The sequence below is a fragment of the Arthrobacter sp. PsM3 genome, from assembly GCF_030433895.1.
In the GTDB taxonomy this organism is placed as follows: Bacteria; Actinomycetota; Actinomycetes; order Actinomycetales; family Micrococcaceae; genus Arthrobacter.
The window spans coordinates 44,408-62,671 of sequence record NZ_JARUXE010000026.1; the positions used below are offsets into that span (position 1 = coordinate 44,408).

Sequence of the window (18,264 nt, forward strand, 5' to 3'; positions counted from 1 at the left end):
CCTGGCGGGCCGGCCGGCGGGCTGGACGTGATGCGGTCAGGCCTTGGGGCGCATGTCGTAGATCCGGCGGAGCTTGCCGTTGGACCGCTCCAGGGAGCCGGGCTCGACGACGTCGACCGTGCAGGAGGAGCCGACGTGGATCTTGATCTGCTGCTGCAGGACCTTGGCGGCGGAGGCGACACGCTCGACCGTGACGGACTCGCGGCGTTCGATCTTGACGGTCAGCTGGTCCATCCGCTGGCCCTCGGGGCGGGTGAGCTCGAGCTGGAAGTGCGGGCTCAGCTCCGGGATGCGCAGGGCGATTTCCTCGATCTGCGACGGGAACAGGTTCACACCGCGCAGGATGATCATGTCATCGCTGCGGCCGGTGATACGGCCCATGCGGCGGTGCGCGGGGCGGGCAGTGCCGGGGAGCAGGCGGGTGAGGTCCTTGGTGCGGTACCGGATGATCGGCAGCGCTTCCTTGGTGAGCGAGGTGAACACCAGTTCGCCGGGTTCGCCGTCGCCCAGGACCACGGTGGGGTCGAAGGCGTCAATGATTTCGGGGCGGAAGTGGTCCTCCCAGATGTGGCTGCCGTCCTGGGTTTCCACGGCCTCGCCGGCGACGCCGGGCCCCATGACCTCGGAGAGCCCGTAAATGTCACAGGCCTTGATGTTCATCATCACTTCGAGCTCATGGCGCATTTCCTCGGTCCACGGCTCGGCACCCAGCACGGCGAACTTGAGCGAGGTGGAGGCCGGGTCGATGCCTTGCTTCATCATCGCGTCGGCAATGGTCAGCAGGTAGGTCGGGGTGGCCAGGATCGCGTCGGGCTTGAAGTCCTGGATCAGCGTGATCTGGCGTTCGGTCTGGCCGCCGGAGATCGGGATGACCGTGCAGCCGAGGGCCTCGGCGCCGGCGTGGGCGCCCATGCCGCCGGTGAACAGGCCGTAGCCGTAGGCGTTGTGGACCTTCATGCCCGGACGGACACCGGAGGCGCGCAGCGAGCGGGCCACGAGTTTGGCCCAGTCGGCGAGGTCCTTCTTGGTGTAGCCGACGACGGTGGCGCGACCGGTGGTGCCGGAGCTGGCGTGGATGCGGGCCACCTCGTGCTGCGGCACGGCAAACATGCCGAAGGGGTACTCCAGGCGGAGGTCCTCCTTGGTGGTGAAGGGGAACTTGCCCAGGTCCGAGAGCTCGCGGAGGTCGGTGGGGTGGACTCCGGCCTCATCGAACTTGCGCTTGTACAGGGGAACGCGGTCGTAGGCGTAGGCCACGGTGTGCTGGAGGCGGGTGAGCTGCAGTGCCTCGAGCTCGTCGCGGGAGATCATTTCTTCGCGGTCCAGGACAGCATCACTGGTGGGTGCGACGGTTTCTTGGGTCATCTGGGGTTCCCTGTTTCTATTTCTTGGAGATGGTGCGGCTGCGGCCGCGGAACTCGGCGACGAGTTCGCCCGGCAGGGTGTCGGTGGGGAGTCCGCCCGGAACCGTGGCGGCGGGGGCTGCGCCGGCGGGCGCCGACTGCGGCGCCGAAGGCGCGCCCGCGCCGGGATCGGCGGCGTAGATCTGGATGTCGTACAGTCCGCTGCGTCCGGTGCTGGCGCGGCGGTTGGCGACGGCGGTCAGGACCTGGCCGCGGAATGCCGGCTTGATGAAGTTGATATCGACGCCGGAGGCAACGGTGATGGTCCCTGTATCGATCCCGGCTTCGCCCGGCTTCGGGTTGGCCGGGTTGCAGGCCAGCGCGAAGGCTGTGTCGCCGAAGGCGAAGATCATTCCGCCGTGGGCCATGCCGAACCCGTTCAGCATTTCCTGCCGGAGCTTCATGCGGATCGTGGCATGTCCGTCGTCCAGCGCCACAACTTCGATGCCCATCCACTCCGAGGCGTAGTCGTCTTTAAGGATGGGGTGGGTGTCACCGGAAATCGTCAGTTCAGCCATGCGTCATTGCCTCCAGCTTTATTTACCGAATGTTCATTAGGTAATCCCATTTAGGTGCCTTCTGTCAAGAGCTGGCGGGCGGATGAAGCCGTCGGCGGACACGGCAAAGCCTGCGGAAAACGCTCGGAAACCGGTGGAAACGTGCCGCGACCTCGGGAAACACGCCGACAGAACGGGCGCGGAGGGTCACCCGACCGGGAAGGAGTCCTTGCTATCAGCGAAGGGCCCGGACGTCAGTTCCGTTCGAAAGTCAGGGACCAGGGTTCGCTGCCCCGGCCGGTCTCGGTCCAACCGTCCTGCCGGATGTCGCCGACGAGTTCGTCCAGGCTGCGTGTCATGCCCGGGGCCCATTTTTCTTCCGGCGGAACCGGAGAGACCGGCGTCGGGGACATGAAGGTGGAGCTCGAGTAGCGGACCTCGTCGGCCACACGGCCAACGAAGCGGTACTGCGTGCTGCCGTACTGGGACGAAAGGGTGGTGAGGATCCGGGCCCACCAGGCCGTGCCGCCGATGTCCTGCAGTTCAACACGAAGCGTTTCCACTGGATCCTCCACTCTGCCCACCCAACCGTTGCCCACCACACTGGCTGGCGGACGCCGGCCGAGTAAGGGGCCAAAGTCCTGCGGTCAGCCCCCGGGCGCCGCATGGAGAAACGGCGCCAACAAGTGAAAGTATGGAGGGACCGAGCACCACCACGGCACAACCTAAGGGCAAACCATGGCCAAAGGAATCTACGTCAGCGCGACCACCCCGGGCTCCGGGAAGTCGCTCATAGCCCTGGGCCTGGCGGACACCCTGCACCGGCATGCGGACCGGATCGGGTTCTTCAAACCTGTGGTCAACGGCCACGACGCCGCCTCGGACCCCATGGTTGCGCTGATGAAGGCCCGCTTCGACCTCGACGACGAACGCTGCCGGGGCGGGCTGACCTTCGCTGAAGTCCGCAGCCTGCTTGCCGAGGGCCGGCGCGAGGACATCGACTCACGCTGTGTGGAGATCTTCGCCGAAATGTCCCGGCACTGTGACGTGGTGATCGTGGAGGGGACGGACCTGACCGGCCAGGACGCCGCCGTCGAGTTCGACCTCAACGCCCGGCTGGCCAACAACCTCGCCGCGTCCATCGTGGCCGTCGTCGGCGCCAAGGGCCGCACCGTCGCTGAGACCGTCGACGCCGTCGAGGTCGCCCGCAAGGAACTCGTCGCCGAACGCTGCTCGCTGCTGGCCATCATGGTCAACCGCGCCGACCCGGAGGACCTGGAGGCCATCGCCGCCGCGGTCCGCCCCGGCGCCTCGGGTCGGCCCGTGTATGTCCTGCCGGAGTTGGAGGCGATCGCCCGGCCCACCACCGGCGAGGTCGCGTCCGCCCTGGGTCTTGGCCAGGTGGCGGGGCTGCCTGACCTGGAACGTGATGTGCATTCGGTCAAAGTGGCGGCCATGAGCGTGGCCAACTTCCTGCACGTGCTCGACGACGGCGCGCTGGTGATCGTCCCCGGTGACCGCGCCGACGTGCTCGTCGCCTGCCTCGCGTCCTCGTTCTCGCCGGAGTTTCCGGTCCCGTCGGCCCTGATCCTCACCGGCGGCCTGGCCCCGGACCCCACAATCTATTCGCTGTTGGCCCAAGCCCCGTTCCCGATCTTCGCCGCCCCGGACGACACCTACGTGACCGCCAAGCGGGTCTCTGAGGTCCGCAGCGAGATCTGGTCCGGGCACCGCCGCAAGGTGGCCTCCGCCCTGGGCCTGTGGTCCAAGCGGGTGGACGAGGCCGAGCTGCTGGAACGGCTGCACCTGCCCCGGCCGGAACGGATGACGCCGCTGCGGTTCCTGCACGACCTGATCGAGCGGGCCCGGCTGCAGCGCCGTCACATCGTCCTCCCGGAAGGGAACGACGTGCGGATCCTGCGTGCCGCCGAAATCCTGCACCGGCGGGACGTCTGCGACCTCACGATCCTGGGCAACGAGTCGGACGTCCGGGAGCTGGCGTCCACCCAGGGCGTCGACCTCTCCGGCATGAACATCGTGGACCCCGCCACTTCGGAGCTCCGCCAGCAGTTTGCGGAGAAGTACGCGCAGCTGCGGGCGCACAAGGGCGTGGACCTCGCCCGGGCGCTGGAACTCATGCTGGATGGCAGCTACTTCGGCACCATGATGGTGCAGCTGGGCGTGGTGGACGGCATGGTTTCCGGCGCCGCGCACACGACCGCCCACACCATCCGCCCAGCGCTGGAGTTTGTCAAGACCCGCGAGGGCGTGAAGATCGTTTCCTCCGTGTTCCTGATGCTGATGCCGGACCGGGTCCTGGTGTACGGCGACTGCGCGGTCAACCCGGACCCGAACGCGGAGCAGCTGGCGGACATCGCGCTGGCCTCGGCCGAGACCGCAACCCAGTTCGGCGTGGAGCCTCGCGTGGCCATGCTCTCCTACTCCACCGGAGGCTCCGGCACCGGCGAGGCGGTGGACAAAGTCCGGCAGGCCACCGAGCTCGTGCGGTCACGCCGCCCGGACCTCGCCGTCGAGGGCCCCATCCAGTACGATGCCGCCGTGGACGCCGCCATCGCCCAGTCCAAGATGCCGGGCTCAACCGTCGCCGGGCAGGCCACCGTGTTTATCTTCCCGGACCTCAACACCGGCAACAACACCTACAAGGCGGTGCAGCAGTCCTCGGGCGCGGTCGCCGTCGGGCCCGTGCTGCAGGGACTCCGCAAGCCGGTGAACGACCTGTCCCGCGGCTGCACGGTGGAGGACATTGTGAACACGGTGGCCATCACCGCTGTCCAGGCGCAGTCGGCGGAGGCCGCCACCGCGCCGGCCCCCGCGGCTGCGCATGCCTAGTCAGCTGTTTTCCGGTGCCACCGGGCTGTCGGTTTCCTCCTGCTTGGCGGGCTCATCGGCCAGGCCGGCCGGCGTGAGATCCAGGTCCTCCAGATTCTCGGGGGCCTCGGGGGCTTCCCCGGTCTCGGCGGCCTTGAGCTTGCCTGTGTCGTCCAGAGCCGGGTTCGCGCCTTCGACGCCGGTGGGATCGGGCTTGCCGGAACCGCTCTCCGGCGCGGTGCTGGCAGCCTCGGTGTTCTCTGGCTGGGTTGTGTCGTCAGTCATGAAAGTCCCTTCGTGAGTTGTCGAGTTGGTCCGCCGACTCTAGGCGCCCGCCGCGGCTTTCGCAACGAATAGGCTCCCGTGCCGGTCCGGCAATTTATAGTGGGTCCCACGGAGCGCTCCGCCAGGCTCCGGCGTGATGCCCGTCCCGACGCACCCTCCGGGGTCAGCGCAGAAGCCAAGGCGTAGGAGGCCCCATGCTCGTGCTCGTTATCAACTCAGGCTCGTCCTCGCTGAAGTACCAGGTCCGCGACGTCGAGGCCGGCAGCGTGCTCGCCGAGGGACTGGTCGAGAAGATCGGCATGGGCTCCGGCGGCGAGGGCGACGGCGCGCCCGAGGGCCCCCGCGACCACGCGGAGGCCCTGGAACTGGTGGACGCGGAGATCCACAAGGCGCTCGGGGACCGGGTGCTCGACGCCGTCGGGCACCGGGTGGTGCATGGCGGGGAGCGATTCGCCGAGCCGGTCCTGGTCAACAACGAGATCACCCGCGCCATCGAACGGCTCAACCCGCTGGCACCCCTGCACAACCCGGCGAACGTCCTCGGCATCCGCGCTATCTCGAAGAAGTGGCCGGACATGCCGCAGGTCGCCGTGTTCGACACCGCCTTCCACCGCACCCTGCCCGAGCACGCCTGGCGCTATGCGGTCCCGGACGAGCTCTACACCAACCACGGGATCCGCCGCTACGGCTTCCACGGCACCTCGCACGAATACGTATCGCACCGGGCGGCGGCGCTGCTGGACGTCCCGGTGGATGAGTTCGACGCCGTCATCGCCCACCTTGGCAACGGGGCCTCGGTCACGGCGATCCGCGGCGGCCACTCGGTGGACACCTCCATGGGCTTCACCCCGCTGGAGGGCCTGGTGATGGGCACCCGCTCCGGTGACCTGGACCCGTCCATCCTCGTGTTCCTCGGCCGGGCCGGCTGGTCCCCTGAGGACCTCGACTCCATGCTCAACCGCCAGTCCGGGCTCAAGGGCCTCGCCGGCAACAACGACATGCGCTCGGTGGTGGAGGCCGCGGAAGCCGGCGATTCCAGGGCCGCCATGGCGCTCGCCGTCGCCTCCTACCGCCTCGCGAAGTACATCGGCGGCTACCACGTGGCCGTTGGCGGCGCGAAGGCCCTCGTGTTCACCGCCGGGATCGGGGAGAACTCGCACCAGTTCCGCACCCTCGTGGCGGAGCGGCTGGGTGCCCTGGGCATAGAGCTCGACGCCGGCCTGAACCGGGAGCGGTCCAAGGAACCCCGCGTGATCTCCTCACCGTCCTCGGCCATCCCGGTGCTCGTGGTGCCCACCGACGAGGAGCGCGCCATCGCCGAGGCCACGTCCGCCGTCGTCGCCGGCTCATCGGTTGCTCCGTAACGGCCCCTATGGCGGGTGAAGAGCTGGGGAGGCAGGGCTTGTGATCGGATCCGCGTCATTCGTGATCAGTGCCTGGAACCCGCGACCATTCGCCTCATCTCTGCTCAGTCCCGGCAGGGCTTAGGACTCTGCGGGTTTGGGACTCACCCATTCACCACGAATGGCCGCTATGCTGCGCGCCCGGCCGCCCATCTGACACGAATGGCCACTACCGGAGCCCTCCGGGCCGCCCATCTGACGCAAATGGCCTCTAAGAGGGTGGGTATGGCGGCCACTTGTGACGAATCGATGAAGTTCGCCGCACTAACCGGGTTGGAAGCCGGCCCGCCGCGCCGTGACAGGCAACGGGCGGCCCCGGTTACATGATGCCGGTGGGTACCAGCAGAGCCCAGGCAAGAGCCGGGGCAACCAGCACCACTCCGCCCGCGTAGGCCATCAGCTGGCGGTAGACCCGCTGCCGGTCGTTCGCGCGGGCATTGGCCACCACCAGCGCGCCGTCGGTGGAGAAGGGGGAGACATCCACGACGGTGGCAGCGATGGCCAGCGCCGCGACCGTTCCGGAGGCGCTCAGTGAGCTGGTGGCCAACAACGGACCCGCCAGAGGGATGAACGCAGTCAGCAGCGCCGTGGACGAGGCGAACGCTGAGCCAACGCCGATCACGTAACAGAGGACAAGCGCGACCAACAGCGGGGCACCCAGGGCCAGAGCCTGCTCGGCGAGAGTGTCGATGACGCCGACGTGCTGAAGTAGGGAAACGTAGGTGATCATGCCCGCCACCAGCAGGACCGTGGACCAGGAGATGCCGCCGATGAACGTTTGATGTTCTTTGATGTTCACCAGCGCCAGCAGGAGTCCGGCCGAGAGGGCCACAAAGCCGATCGGCATGTGGAAACCCAGGGTGCACCCGAGCATCACCGCGATCAGCACCAGCGTGAGGATCTGCTGGCCGCGGGGCCGGCTGGTCCGGGCGGTATCGAGATCGGCATCCTGGCCGCTTTCGCCGTCGCGCAGCTTGCCGAGGAGGGCGAACAGAACGATGGTCAGTACGGAGAGGATGAGATTGAGGGCGAAGCTGGCAACGAAGAGTGCGCCCTGGGAGACGGGAAATCCGTTTTCCAGCGCGATGTCATGCACCAACACGCCAGCCACGGAGAGCGGGGAGAATCCGCCGGCGTGGGCGCCGTTGATGATGAACGCACCCATCAGTACAGGATGGATGCGGGACTCGTAAGCGAATCCGATGGCCGCCGGTGCCAGCAGTGCGACGGCGGCAGGAGAGAAGGTGCCCAGTGCCGTGAGCGCGGCCGCGAGCAGGAAGAACACCCAGGGCAGCAGCAGCGTCTTGCCCCTGACGAGGCGCACGCAGTTCTGGACGATGACGTCGATGGTGCCGTTCCTCTGGGCCATGCTGAAGAAGTAGGTGACTCCGATGATCGTCAGAACGATGCTGGCAGGGAATTCCGCAAGGATCTCCCTGTCAGTCATTCCGAGCATGAAATAACCGACGCCGAAGGATGCGACCAGACCCATCACCCCGATGTTCAGAGGCCATTTTGTGGCGACGATAAACATTATGACGAGGATGACGAGCGGGATGATCTGGACAGCGGTCATGGTCGTCTCCGGTCTGGTGTTGGCCGCCGGGTTGAAGAAGTCACCCCCCAGCAGATGGGCGGCCAGTCCCAGGATCGCGAAACCGGCCACCGCCATCAGTAGGATACGGCGGCGGATAGGACGCCTGGGACCGTCGTCCCGAGTCTCAACCGCTGGGGCAGGGGCGCGGCGCGCAGTCTCAGTCATGGTGGTCTCCTCAGAGAGTAGCTCCTGCGAGGGGGCGCGGCGGCGCGGCCGGAGGCCTCGGGGAGGGGGCGTTGAAACAGCGGGGCGGCCGTCGTTGCGATGAGTCGGCGATCCGAGTGACCGCCTTGGCCGCCCCGCTGCAGTCTGCGGGGTTCAGCCGATGTAGCCGAAGATCCGGTTCCAGATGGCCTGGTCTTCCTTGCCGCGGCGAGCCAGATCCTCCGGAGTTCCGCGATGGGGAAGCCCTGTGTTCATGGCTGGCAGCTGGATATCCATCACCTTGGGGGCCGGCGCGGCCGAGTCGGCAGGGTATTCGCCTATCTGGGAGAAGACGCTGGATCCGCGTTTGCTGAGGTTCCAGTTCATGAACAGCTGGGCTGCGGCCGGGTGCTGGGCGGTGGGGGTCATGCCCAGGAAGTAGTCGTAGAGCGCGAATCCTTCCGTGGGGACTACGAACTTCACTGGCGCGTTATTGTTTGCTGCGATGTTGACGCTGCTGACCACGGCCGTGGCTACCTGGATTTCACCCCGGGAAAGGCTTTCCTGCTGCGCGCCGGAGGAATCGAAGATCCGTGGCTGCTGAGCCGCGTACCCCTTGAGGTAGTCCTCGCCGAGGGCATCGAATTGGAAGCGCACCAGGGATGCCGAGCTGCCGCCGGCGCCGACCTGAGTGGTGCCGATTTTTCCTTTCCATTTCGGATCCAGCAGGTCCTGCCAGGACTTTGGGGCGTCGGCCTCGCTGACCAGGGCTGTGTTGTAGGCGAAGGTGAACGCCGGGTCGAAGACACGGTAGAACTTCCCGCCGTCGTTCTTCACCGTGTCATCCAACTGGTCGAAGTTGGGCACCTTGTGCGGAGTGAAGGCGCCTGCCTTGTTCATGGCGGATACCGAGGAGAACTCGGAGGTGCGGATGACGTCGGCCCCCAGCTTCTTGGCGCCCTGTTCGCTGAGCACGCGTTCCAGCAAACGGTTGGGTACCAGCCGGACCAGGTTCACTTTGATTCCGGTGTCCTGGGTGAAGGCTTTGATGACTTCCTTCTCGCTGTTTTCCACATAGCCGCTGTAGAGGCTGATGGAACCCTCGGCCTTGGCCTTGGCGAACAGATCGCTGTCTGCCACGGTCTGGCCGTCGATCACGAGGTCGGAGGTGGTGGAGAGGGATTCGGCCTTGCTGACCAGAGTGACGGTCTTGGGGGCGCTGCAGGCACCGGCGGTGACCGCCAGTGCCGCGGCGGCCAGCACCGACGTCGTTGTCTTGAGGATGTTTTTCATCGTGCTTCTCCATTGGTTGCGCGGGCGCCGAAGGCCTTCGCGAGGACGACCAGGGCCAGGATGACCAGGATGTAGAGCAGGCTGGTCGATGCTGCGGAGCGCAGCGCGCCGTTGTCGTAGTTGTCGAAGACCACAATTGCCAGTAGTCGGGTGTTGGAGGTGAAGAGGAACAGCGCTGCGGACAGCTCCCGCATCGCCAGCATCAGCAGCAACAGGACGGTGGACATAACGCCTGTCTTCATCAGCGGCAGCGTCACATAGGACACCGCACGCGCCCTGGTGGACCCAAGAAGCACTGCGCTGTCCTCCAGGTCCTTGTCCACCTGCAGGATGCTCGCTGACATGCCCCGGTAGCCCTGGGGAAGGTAGATCGCGATGAAGGCGATGATCAGCACCACGATGGTTCCGTATACGGGGAGCGGCAATACCAGCCAGGTCCAGAGCAGGCCCAGGCCCATGACGATCGCCGGGATGGCGAGGGGGAGCATCGCCACGAACTCCAAGCTCTTCCGGCCCGGGGTTTTTGTCCTGTACACGATGTAGCTGAGGTAGAACGCCAGCGCGGCACCCAGGACTGCGACGCAGACGGCCACCATCACGCTGTTCCGTGCGGCATCCAGGAATGTGGCGGACTGCAGCGTCTGAAAGAGCGACCAAAAGGAGAGCGCATCTTCGCCGAATAGCTGGCTCAGGTTCGATACGTAGGGCGAGGACTGCAGTGAGGCCAGGAGGAGAGCCACCACAGGCAACACGATTGCCAGGGCGAAGTACCCCAGCGCGAAGGCCAGGCCCACGCCGCGGAGCTTGCCGATGTCCATCATGCGGGGCTTCATGCCCTTGCCGGAGACAGTGGTGAAGTTCCTTTTCATCACCACACGCTGCTGGATTGCAGTGACGGCGATCAGGACCACGGTCAGGACGACGGCGACCGCTGCGGCTTCGTTGCCTCGTGCCGGTGCGGAGTTCATCAGGCGGTAGATGAAGGTGGGGAGTGTCTCAATCTGACCGGGAGTGCCGATCATCTGGGCGACCGGAAAGTTTTCCATGGTCAGGGCAAAGATCAGCACGCCGGAGCCGAGAATCGCTGGAGTGACCAGAGGGAAGGTGACGGTGCTCAGGATCTTGCCGAGAGAGCCGCCGTGGACGCTGGCGGCTTCCTCGAGATCAGGGTTCATGAGGGTCATGGCGCCGTGGATCAGCAGGAACGCATACGGTGCGTAGTACAGGGCCAGTACGAAGATCAGGCCGGGCATCGTGTAGACATTGAAAAGGTTGCCCAAGCCGATGCCGCGGGTGAGCAGGTTCAGGTAGCCCGTGGCGGGCCCGGCCAGCAGTGACCAGGCGAGTGCGCCCACGAGGGAGGGCAGGAACATCGGGGCGATGCCGATGAAGTAGATGACGGCTTTGCCCCAGATGTTTGTCCTGGCCGCGAGAAAGGCCAGGGTTCCACCGATGAACATGGCCAACACCGAAGCGGATGTTGCCACCACCAGGGAATTGGTCAGTGCGGTTACCGACTGGTGGGAGGAGAGGATCTTGAAGTTCTCCAGCGTCAGCCCGCTGAGTCCGATCGAACCTGGCCGGGGCGTGGAGCTGCTGAATGCAGAAATCAGGATCAGGGCCACGGGCATGAGGATCAGGATGGCCAGCAGGGCCAGCATCAGCCACGTGGGCATGGACTTCCTGAACTGATGGCCAAGTTGACCGCCCATCCGGCGTCGGGGCTGCGGACTGGGCTTCTCACGGGGCGGCGTGCCTGGCCGCTGATCTGGTTGCCGGCGGAGGTCTGTCGTGGCGGCGGACATCAGGCCACCTCGGCCGGGAGAATCTGGATGTCGGACGGGCTCGCTGTAACCCAGACCCTGTTGCCTTTTCCGGCTGGCGGGCCGTCGCGGCGGGAAACGAGGGCCTCAATGGCGGGGCCGCCGTCAAGCTCGATCAGGTAGCGCACGTTCGAGCCCTGGTAGCTGGCCACCGAGACTTCGCCGGCCCAGTTGTTGGAGTCAGCGTCTGGCCTCTGCCCGGAGACGATGACGTCTTCCGGGCGGATGCAAGCCTTGATGGCGTCACCGTCGAGCGTGTAATCGACAGTGGTCAGTTCGAGCCTGTGCTCCGCCATTTTGTACGTGCCGGGGTGGCCGTTCTTGAGCACAGGAAAGATGTTGGTGACACCCAGAAAGTCGGCGATTGAGGCGCTGGCCGGGTTCTCGTAGATGTCTCCGGGGCTTCCGACCTGGGCGAGCTTGCCGTTCTGCATGAGTGCGATCCGGTCCGCGAGGGCCAGGGCTTCGCCCTGGTCGTGGGTGACGTACACGCAGGTCAGGTTGAGCTTCTGCTGCAGTGCGCGGAGTTCGATCCGCAGGCGGTCCCGGAGTCTGGCGTCAAGGTTGGAGAGTGGCTCGTCCAGCAGCAGGACGCTGGGGCGCATCACGAGGCTGCGGGCCAGGGCCACTCGCTGCATCTGGCCGCCGGAGAGGAGGCTGGCGCCGCGTTTCTGGAACCCGTCCAGACCCACGAGGTGGAGTGCCTCGTCGACGCGGTCCGTGATTTCCTTCTTGCCAAGGTTCTTCATCTGGAGCGGAAAGGCGACATTTTCGAAGATGGTTCGATGCGGCCATACGGCGTACGACTGAAAGACCATGCCCACGTTGCGTTTGTGGGAGGGGATGTTGATGTTCTTTTCGCTGTCGAACACCACCTGGTCTCCGATGGTGATTCTGCCGCGGACAGGGGTTTCCAGTCCGGCGATGCAGCGCATGGTGCTGGTCTTGCCGCAGCCAGACTTGCCCAGCAGCACCAGGGAGTGCCCGTCCTCGATTTCGGCGTTGACGCCTTTGACAGCGTAGGTATCGCCGTATTTCAGGTCGATGTTCTCCAAAGTGACTTTCATTGTCCGACTCCTTTGTCTTGGTCTGTTTGTGCGCAGTTAGGCGCTGGCCCGCACAGTGGCGGTCGCGCGGGTGAAGATGATGGATTCGCTGATGACGCGGGCGGCTCGTTCGAGTCCGATCCGGGCAGGGCGCCCGAACGGATCAACGGTGGCGACGGTGGCGATGATGCCGGCGGCGGTGCCGATCCGGAGATGAGTAGCGGCGTCGGGAGGCGTCTGAATTGCGCCGCCGGCCAGGGCGGCGTTGACTACCGTTCCAGCCGTGATGGCAGCGGTGGCGATGCCGACGGCGGATGTCAGCCCGATGGCGGGGTGCGGGGCGTGCATGGAGAGCGTCCGAATCGAGACGTCATAGGCCGACCCGCTGATGTGCTGGCCCCCGGTGGTGACGAAGTCCCTGGCGGGGCCAACAATCGCCACCTTGGGTACTGCATGGTCAACCGGTGAGCCGGCGGACCGGAGGCCCATGCGTACGGAGGCAGCGCTTCGGATTTCGGTGAGGACGGGCACGAACTCCGAGAGTTCGGCCAGGCTCTCGGTTCCGGTGAGTCCCAGGCTTGCTGCGGCCACCAGAACCATCGGCGCCCCGGCGTCGATCATGGTGACCAAATAATTCCGGCCGTCTACGGAAAGTTCTTCGCGTGCGTGTCTGGTGGGTAGGGCAGAGCCGGTGCTCCCGCCCGCGGGGTCGAGGAAGGCAAGGGTGACGGGAACCCCGGTGGCCAGGGTGCCAGGCACTTGGGCTTCGCCAAAGGCGGGCAGCTTGCCGTCGGGGGTGGAGACATCGGCTTCGAGCCGTGTGCCGGTGTTCAGGTTGCGCATCCGGACGAGGGTGGTTCCCGGTGTGGCGCACACAAAACCGTGGCTCACCGCGTAGAGGGCAATGGCCGTCGCGCAGTTTCCGCAGTTGCTGCCCCATTCGACGCGGCCGTCGCCAATGCCGACCTGTGCGAAGAGGTAGTCAACATCAACATCGTCATCGGAGGCGGCCGAGACGACGGCCGCTTTGGAGGTCGTGGATGTGGCGCCGCCGACGCCGTCGATCTGGCGGGGGTCCGCGGCGTTGAAAGTGTCAATCAGGAGGGCCTCGATCTGGTCCCTCGACGCCGGGACATCCTGGCCGTCAAACAGCCAGCATTTGCTGGTTCCACCCCTGACCAGGGTTGCTGGAATTCTCAATGGATTCTCGATTCGAAAGTAGTTGTTGTCCGGGCCAGCACGGCGCCTGTGTGGCCTCGGTCATATCTACCTTCGGGGTTGAAAGAGTTGAGCACAATGTTCATCTTCTTTGAGTGGCTTAACTTGAACTACACTCTGTCCTATGGAGCTAGATGTTCGCCGCCTCTTTTTGCTGGCTGAAATTGCCGACTACGGATCCCTCACCGCCGCCGCCGAGGCGATGATGTACACGACGTCCGCGGTCTCCCAGCAAATGCGCCGGCTCGAGGCGGAGGCTGGGCAGACCCTGTTTGAGCGCCATGCCCGCGGAGTGGTTCTAACGGATGCGGGTGCTGCCCTTGTGGCCAGGGCCCGGTCCATCCGGCGTGAGCTGGCCGGGGCCCAATCCGATCTCGAGGCACTGAGCGGGCTACGAGCCGGCAGCCTGCGGATCGGGTCCTTCCCTACGGCCTCAGCCTCCATTCTGCCGTTGGTTCTGACCCAGTTCGCCAGGGAGCATCCCGCTGTTTCCGTGTCAGTCAAGAGCGCCCTGAGGGACCCCCTGCGCGAGCTGCTGCTGATGCGCGAAGTGGAATTGGCCCTCCTGTGGGAATACGACTGGAGCCCGTTCGCGGACGATGAAATCGAGACCGAAAAGCTCGTTGACGATCCCACCGTCCTGGTAGTGGCGGGGAGCAGCGATGTCGGGCGCAGCGGTCCTGTGGATCTCAGCTCACTCGCCGCGGCCCGCTGGATCATCCGTGCGGACGGGCACCCAGTGGCGGACGTGCTGACCAGAAGCTGCCACGCTGCAGGATTCGCTCCGGACATCTCGTATGACGCCCACGATTATCAGGAAGCACAGGCAATGGTGGCGGCAGGCCTCGGCGTGGCCCTGGCACCTCGGCTCTCACTAACCAACCTCCGCGACGACGTCCGGCTCGTCCCGCTCGACCCGCGGATTCCCGTCCCGGTCCGCCGGATCCTGCTCGGACAACTCAAAGGACGAAAGTCGACGCCTGCCATGCTTGGCTTCCAGCAAACCCTGCGGAAGGCCTCCAAAGCCATGCCCCAGACCTTTGGCCGCCCGGGCCAGCTTGGCTCGGTCAACACCTAAAACTCAGACGTACCTCACCGCAAATAGCCCTAACGGTTCGCGGATCGTGGAGCTCAGTCAGTCGGCACCCGGCGTCTCGCCATCACGTGGTTGGCGCCCCGAAGTCGGCCCAAGGACTCGTGCGGCACCACGGCCAGAAGCTCTACCCGGCCGGGCGCCTGTGGAGCAGTCGAGGCGACCCTACTCATGCGTTGCTCCGTAACGGCCCTTTGGCGGCTCAAAAGGGCGCCTGCGGAGCAGCCGTTGGGTAGCGTTGCGGGCATGACGGAACCAAAACCCCTCCCGCTGCCCATCCGGACCGAGCGGCTGGTGCTGCGCCGCTTCGAGGCCGGGGATCTGGAGGCGTACCACGCCTACCATTCGCTGCCCGAGACCGCGCGGTTCCTGCCCGGGGAGGCGAAGAGCTACACGAAGTCCATGGAGTCCGTAGGCAAGTACGCCAACTTCGTGTTCGAGAAGGAGGGCGACTGGATCTGCCTGGCCATCGAGGCCGCGGAGTCGCCCGGACTGCTCGGCGAGGTGGTACTAAAGTGGCTGCCGGGCTGCGGCCAGGCCGAGATCGGCTGGAGCCTCGCCCCGGAAGCCCGCGGCAGGGGCATCGCGACGGAAGCCGCCGGGGCCCTGCTGAAGCTGGGCTTCGAGGAGCTCCACTTCCACCGGATCGACGCCAAGCTCGACGCCCTCAACACGGCCTCCGCGGCGCTGTGCGAACGCCTCGGCATGCGGCTGGAATCCACCCAGGTGGACAAGTGGCACTACAAGGGCCAGTGGGCCACGGAGGTCGTCTACGCCATCCTCGAGCACGAATGGAAGTCCCGGCAGGGCGCTTAGGACTCAGCCGTCTACCAGGATTGGCCGCTATGGCGCGCCCGTTTGCCACGATTGGCCGCTATGGGAGGCCCCATAACGGCCATTCGTGGCAAACGGCTGCATGATGGTCAGTAGCTGGCGGGGGTGTCGCTGGCGGGCGCGTCCCCGCCGGCGGGGGAGCCGCCGTCGGGCCGGATGAAGTCCGCGGCGAGTGCCTCCGAGCCGCGGGCCAGCAGCGCCACGTCGGCGCCCACCAGGATGAAGGCTGCCCCTGCGGCCAGGTAATGGTGCGCGGTGGCGGGGTTGAAGGCGTTCACCCCCGCAGGTTTGCCCGCTGCCGCTGCAGCGGTGAGGCAGTGTTCGACTGCGGCGCGCACCCGGGGGTGTTCCTGCTGGCCCAGCAGTCCCATCGAGGCGGCGAGGTCCGAGGGCCCCAGGAAGATCGCGTCCACGCCGTCCACCGCCAGGATGTTCTCCACCGCGTCCACGGCTGCCGTGGACTCGATCTGGACGGTGACGCTCACGGTTTCACTGGCGCGGGCGAGGTAGTCGGGGACCCGGTTCCAGCGTGCGGCGCGGGCCAGGGCGGAACCGACGCCGCGGACCCCGTGCGGCGGGTACCGGGTGGCGGCGACGGCGGTCTCAGCCTCGGCCGCGGAATTCACCATCGGGATCAGCAGGTTCTGCACGCCCAGGTCCAGGTACTGCTTGATCAGCACGGTATCGTTCACCGGCGGCCGGACCAGGGTGTGGACCGGGTAGCCGTTGATGGCCTGGAGCTGGGCGAGGATGGATTCGAGTCCGTTGGGGCTGTGTTCGGCGTCGACCAGCAGCCAGTCCAGGCCGGAGCCGGCGCAGAGCTCGGCCACCAGGGGGCTGCCGGAGCAGACCCACATCCCGGCCAGGGGCCGGCCGCCAGCGCCGGTTTGGTTGCGCAGGGCGTCGCGGAACGTGGGGGCAGGTTCTACTCGAAGCGGCATGTGACAACTCCCAGCGGTCCGTAGTCGGCGTGGACGGTATCGCCTTGGTAGACCCAGAGGGGCCGGGTGAAGGAGCCGGCGAGGATGATGTCGCCGGCCTTCAGTCCGTCCCCGTGGGCGGCGATCTTGTTGGCGAGCCAGTGCACGCCGTTCGCGGGGTGGTCCAGGACCCCGGCGGCGACGCCGGTTTCCTCGACGGTCTGGTTCTTGTAGAGGATAGCCGAGACCCAGCGGAGGTCGACGGCGTCGGGGCGGACGGGGTTGCCGCCGATCACCATGGCGCCCATCGCGGCGTTATCCGAGATGGTGTCCACGATGGTCCGGCCCTCCATCTGGATCCGGGAATCGAGGATCTCCAGGGCCGGAATGACGTAGTCCGTGGCGTTGAGGACGTCGAAGATGGTGCAGCCGGGGCCGCTGAGGTCCTTCTTCAGCACGAACGCCAGCTCCACCTCCACCCGGGGATGGGTGTACCGGTCCCACGCCACGGAGCAGCCCGTCTCCAGCACCATGTCATCAAAGATGGCGCCGTAGTCCGGCTCGGTGATGCCGGTGGCGGCCTGCATGGCCTTGGAGGTCAGGCCGATCTTGCGGCCCACCAGCTTCCGCCCCGCTTCCTCGTTGCGCTGCCGCCAGAGCTGCTGGACGGCGTAGGAGTCCTCGACCGTCATCCCCGGGTAACGGGCGGTCAGCAGCGGGACCGGAGTCCGGCGTCGGGCGGCCTCCAGCAGCTCATCGGCGATGGCTTCAATCGTCTTGGCATCCAGCATGGCTAGAGCTGCGCGCCGAGCTTGAAGCCCGTCCGGTCCCCTTCGGGGGCGCCGTCCTTGCGGGTGTAGGAGAAGCCGTCGGCCCCGACGGTTACGGCCATTTCGCTCTTGTCCTCGCGGATGATGACGGGCTGCGGGTTCCCGTCGAGGTCCAGGACCAGGGAGGCCTCGGTGTACCAGGACGGGACCACGGGGTTGCCCCACCAGTCGCGGCGCTGGTTGTCGTGCACGTCCCAGGTGATGGTGGGGTTGTCCGGGTCGCCGGTGTAGTAGTCCTGCGTGTAGATCTCCACGCGGTGGCCGTCCGGATCCAGGATGTAGAGGTAGAACGCGTTGGACACGCCGTGGCGGCCGGGGCCGCGTTCGATCCGGTCGGAGATCCGCAGGGCGCCCATCTTGTCGCAGATCTGGATGATGTTGTGCTTTTCGTGGGTGGCGAAGGCGATGTGGTGCATCCGCGGGCCGTTGCCGCCGGTCAGGGCGGTGTCGTGCACGGTCTGCTTGCGGTGCATCCACACGGCGTAGGAGACGCCGTCGGAATCCTGGATGTCCTCCGAGACCCGGAAGCCCAGGTCCTCGAGGTATTTCCGGCCGCGCGGGACGTCCGGGGTGACCTGGTTGAAGTGGTCCAGCCGGACCAGTTCGCCGGCGGAGTAGAGGTCGTAGCGCTGGGTGAGGCGTTCGACGTGCTCGGTTTCGTAGAAGAACTCGTAGGGGAAGCCCAGCGGGTCCTCGACGCGGACGGCGTCGCCGATGCCCTTGGTGAAGCCTTCCTTGCGGCGTTCGGTGCGGCAGCCGAGTTCCTTGTAGTAGGCCTCGGCGGCGTCGACCTCGGCGGGGGACTTCACCCGGTAGGCGAACGCGGCGACGGCGGCGATGGGTCCCTTGCGCAGCACCAGGTTGTGGTGGATGAACTCCTCCAGGGAGCGCAGGTAGATGTTGTTCTCGTCCTCCTCCGTCACGTGCAGGCCCAGGACGTCCACGTAGAATGCGCGGGACTTCGCGAGGTCGGTGACAACGATCTCCATGTAGGCGCAGCGGACAATGTCCGGAGCCGGGACCGTGGGGGTGGGGATGAAGTTGGTCAT

Annotated in this window: 16 protein-coding genes; 4 read left to right on the plus strand and 12 right to left on the minus strand. The window is 66.2% G+C overall.

Going from position 1 to position 18,264, the window contains the following annotated elements; genetic code table 11:
- Nucleotides 1–36: 36 nt before the first annotated feature.
- The 3 genes from paaK to QCD75_RS14530 form a co-directional block, all read right to left on the minus strand.
- Nucleotides 37–1,365 (minus strand): phenylacetate--CoA ligase PaaK, encoded by a 1,329-nt coding sequence (paaK, locus tag QCD75_RS14520; RefSeq protein ID WP_301229771.1) that lies wholly within the window; start codon nt 1,363–1,365, stop codon nt 37–39.
- A 16-nt stretch (nt 1,366–1,381) separates the two neighbouring features.
- Complete coding sequence (locus QCD75_RS14525; protein WP_301229773.1) at nt 1,382–1,921, minus strand: hotdog fold thioesterase; 540 nt, start codon at nt 1,919–1,921, stop codon at nt 1,382–1,384.
- Nucleotides 1,922–2,154: 233 nt separating this feature from the next.
- On the minus strand, nt 2,155–2,463 hold the full coding sequence (locus QCD75_RS14530) for a hypothetical protein (RefSeq protein WP_301229775.1): 309 nt from the start codon (nt 2,461–2,463) through the stop codon (nt 2,155–2,157).
- A gap of 175 nt (nt 2,464–2,638) precedes the next feature.
- Here QCD75_RS14530 and pta point away from each other — a divergent pair, with 175 nt between their 5' ends.
- Nucleotides 2,639–4,750, plus strand: a complete 2,112-nt coding sequence (pta, locus tag QCD75_RS14535) for a phosphate acetyltransferase (protein WP_301229777.1) — start codon at nt 2,639–2,641, stop codon at nt 4,748–4,750.
- Here pta and QCD75_RS14540 read toward each other — a convergent pair whose 3' ends face one another.
- Nucleotides 4,751–5,014 carry a hypothetical protein gene (locus QCD75_RS14540; protein ID WP_301229779.1) on the minus strand — a complete coding sequence of 88 codons (264 nt, stop codon included), beginning with the start codon at nt 5,012–5,014 and terminating at the stop codon, nt 4,751–4,753. It lies immediately after the preceding gene.
- A 194-nt stretch (nt 5,015–5,208) separates the two neighbouring features.
- Between QCD75_RS14540 and QCD75_RS14545 the strand changes: the two genes are divergently transcribed.
- Complete coding sequence (locus QCD75_RS14545) at nt 5,209–6,378, plus strand: acetate kinase (protein WP_301229781.1); 1,170 nt, start codon at nt 5,209–5,211, stop codon at nt 6,376–6,378.
- Between the two features lie 358 nt (nt 6,379–6,736).
- Here the strand turns inward: QCD75_RS14545 and QCD75_RS14550 are convergent, their stop codons facing one another.
- From QCD75_RS14550 to QCD75_RS14570, 5 genes are all read right to left on the minus strand, one after another.
- Nucleotides 6,737–8,179, minus strand: coding sequence for an SLC13 family permease (locus tag QCD75_RS14550; protein ID WP_301229783.1), 1,443 nt, complete (start codon nt 8,177–8,179; stop codon nt 6,737–6,739).
- Nucleotides 8,180–8,332: 153 nt separating this feature from the next.
- Nucleotides 8,333–9,451, minus strand: a complete 1,119-nt coding sequence (locus QCD75_RS14555) for an ABC transporter substrate-binding protein (RefSeq protein ID WP_301229785.1) — start codon at nt 9,449–9,451, stop codon at nt 8,333–8,335.
- Nucleotides 9,448–11,127 (minus strand): ABC transporter permease, encoded by a 1,680-nt coding sequence (locus tag QCD75_RS14560; protein WP_301229787.1) that lies wholly within the window; start codon nt 11,125–11,127, stop codon nt 9,448–9,450. Before QCD75_RS14560 ends, QCD75_RS14555 begins: the two co-directional genes overlap by 4 nt.
- A gap of 128 nt (nt 11,128–11,255) precedes the next feature.
- Entirely contained in the window at nt 11,256–12,341 is a 1,086-nt protein-coding gene (locus QCD75_RS14565) for an ABC transporter ATP-binding protein (RefSeq protein WP_301229789.1), read from the minus strand.
- Nucleotides 12,342–12,377: 36 nt separating this feature from the next.
- Entirely contained in the window at nt 12,378–13,520 is a 1,143-nt protein-coding gene (locus tag QCD75_RS14570) for a PrpF domain-containing protein (RefSeq protein WP_301229791.1), read from the minus strand.
- Between the two features lie 142 nt (nt 13,521–13,662).
- On the opposite strand from QCD75_RS14570, the gene QCD75_RS14575 reads away from it, so the two are divergent.
- Together QCD75_RS14575 and QCD75_RS14580 are read left to right on the plus strand one after the other, a co-directional pair.
- The gene (locus QCD75_RS14575; protein ID WP_301229793.1) at nt 13,663–14,616 is read left to right on the plus strand and encodes a LysR family transcriptional regulator; all 954 of its coding nucleotides are present in this window, start codon (nt 13,663–13,665) and stop codon (nt 14,614–14,616) included.
- 261 nt (nt 14,617–14,877) lie between these two features.
- Nucleotides 14,878–15,447, plus strand: coding sequence for a GNAT family N-acetyltransferase (locus tag QCD75_RS14580; protein WP_301229795.1), 570 nt, complete (start codon nt 14,878–14,880; stop codon nt 15,445–15,447).
- Nucleotides 15,448–15,554: 107 nt separating this feature from the next.
- Here QCD75_RS14580 and QCD75_RS14585 read toward each other — a convergent pair whose 3' ends face one another.
- Genes QCD75_RS14585 through hpaD form a run of 3 tightly spaced genes read right to left on the minus strand, consistent with a single transcriptional unit; the run spans nt 15,555 to nt 18,264 of the window.
- Nucleotides 15,555–16,406: an HpcH/HpaI aldolase family protein gene (locus tag QCD75_RS14585; protein ID WP_301229797.1), complete on the minus strand. Its 852-nt coding sequence runs from the start codon at nt 16,404–16,406 to the stop codon at nt 15,555–15,557.
- Nucleotides 16,391–17,176, minus strand: coding sequence for a 2-oxo-hept-4-ene-1,7-dioate hydratase (hpaH, locus tag QCD75_RS14590; protein ID WP_301229799.1), 786 nt, complete (start codon nt 17,174–17,176; stop codon nt 16,391–16,393). The genes QCD75_RS14585 and hpaH overlap by 16 nt, the downstream gene beginning before the upstream one ends.
- Before the next feature lie 2 nt (nt 17,177–17,178).
- Nucleotides 17,179–18,264, minus strand: a complete 1,086-nt coding sequence (hpaD, locus tag QCD75_RS14595) for a 3,4-dihydroxyphenylacetate 2,3-dioxygenase (RefSeq protein ID WP_301229801.1) — start codon at nt 18,262–18,264, stop codon at nt 17,179–17,181.

What these genes read in the sequence shown, in the direction of transcription:
- pta (WP_301229777.1), top strand. Translation starts at nt 2,639, where the DNA reads ATGGCCAAAGGAATCTACGTCAGCGCGACCACCCCGGGCTCCGGGAAG.
- QCD75_RS14550 (WP_301229783.1), bottom strand. Translation starts at nt 8,179, where the DNA reads ATGACTGAGACTGCGCGCCGCGCCCCTGCCCCAGCGGTTGAGACTCGG.
- QCD75_RS14575 (WP_301229793.1), top strand. Translation starts at nt 13,663, where the DNA reads ATGGAGCTAGATGTTCGCCGCCTCTTTTTGCTGGCTGAAATTGCCGAC.
- QCD75_RS14585 (WP_301229797.1), bottom strand. Translation starts at nt 16,406, where the DNA reads ATGCCGCTTCGAGTAGAACCTGCCCCCACGTTCCGCGACGCCCTGCGC.
- QCD75_RS14565 (WP_301229789.1), bottom strand. Translation starts at nt 12,341, where the DNA reads ATGAAAGTCACTTTGGAGAACATCGACCTGAAATACGGCGATACCTAC.
- QCD75_RS14545 (WP_301229781.1), top strand. Translation starts at nt 5,209, where the DNA reads ATGCTCGTGCTCGTTATCAACTCAGGCTCGTCCTCGCTGAAGTACCAG.
- paaK (WP_301229771.1), bottom strand. Translation starts at nt 1,365, where the DNA reads ATGACCCAAGAAACCGTCGCACCCACCAGTGATGCTGTCCTGGACCGC.
- QCD75_RS14525 (WP_301229773.1), bottom strand. Translation starts at nt 1,921, where the DNA reads ATGGCTGAACTGACGATTTCCGGTGACACCCACCCCATCCTTAAAGAC.
- hpaH (WP_301229799.1), bottom strand. Translation starts at nt 17,176, where the DNA reads ATGCTGGATGCCAAGACGATTGAAGCCATCGCCGATGAGCTGCTGGAG.
- QCD75_RS14555 (WP_301229785.1), bottom strand. Translation starts at nt 9,451, where the DNA reads ATGAAAAACATCCTCAAGACAACGACGTCGGTGCTGGCCGCCGCGGCA.
- QCD75_RS14540 (WP_301229779.1), bottom strand. Translation starts at nt 5,014, where the DNA reads ATGACTGACGACACAACCCAGCCAGAGAACACCGAGGCTGCCAGCACC.
- QCD75_RS14580 (WP_301229795.1), top strand. Translation starts at nt 14,878, where the DNA reads ATGACGGAACCAAAACCCCTCCCGCTGCCCATCCGGACCGAGCGGCTG.
- QCD75_RS14560 (WP_301229787.1), bottom strand. Translation starts at nt 11,127, where the DNA reads ATGCCCACGTGGCTGATGCTGGCCCTGCTGGCCATCCTGATCCTCATG.
- hpaD (WP_301229801.1), bottom strand. Translation starts at nt 18,264, where the DNA reads ATGACCAACTTCATCCCCACCCCCACGGTCCCGGCTCCGGACATTGTC.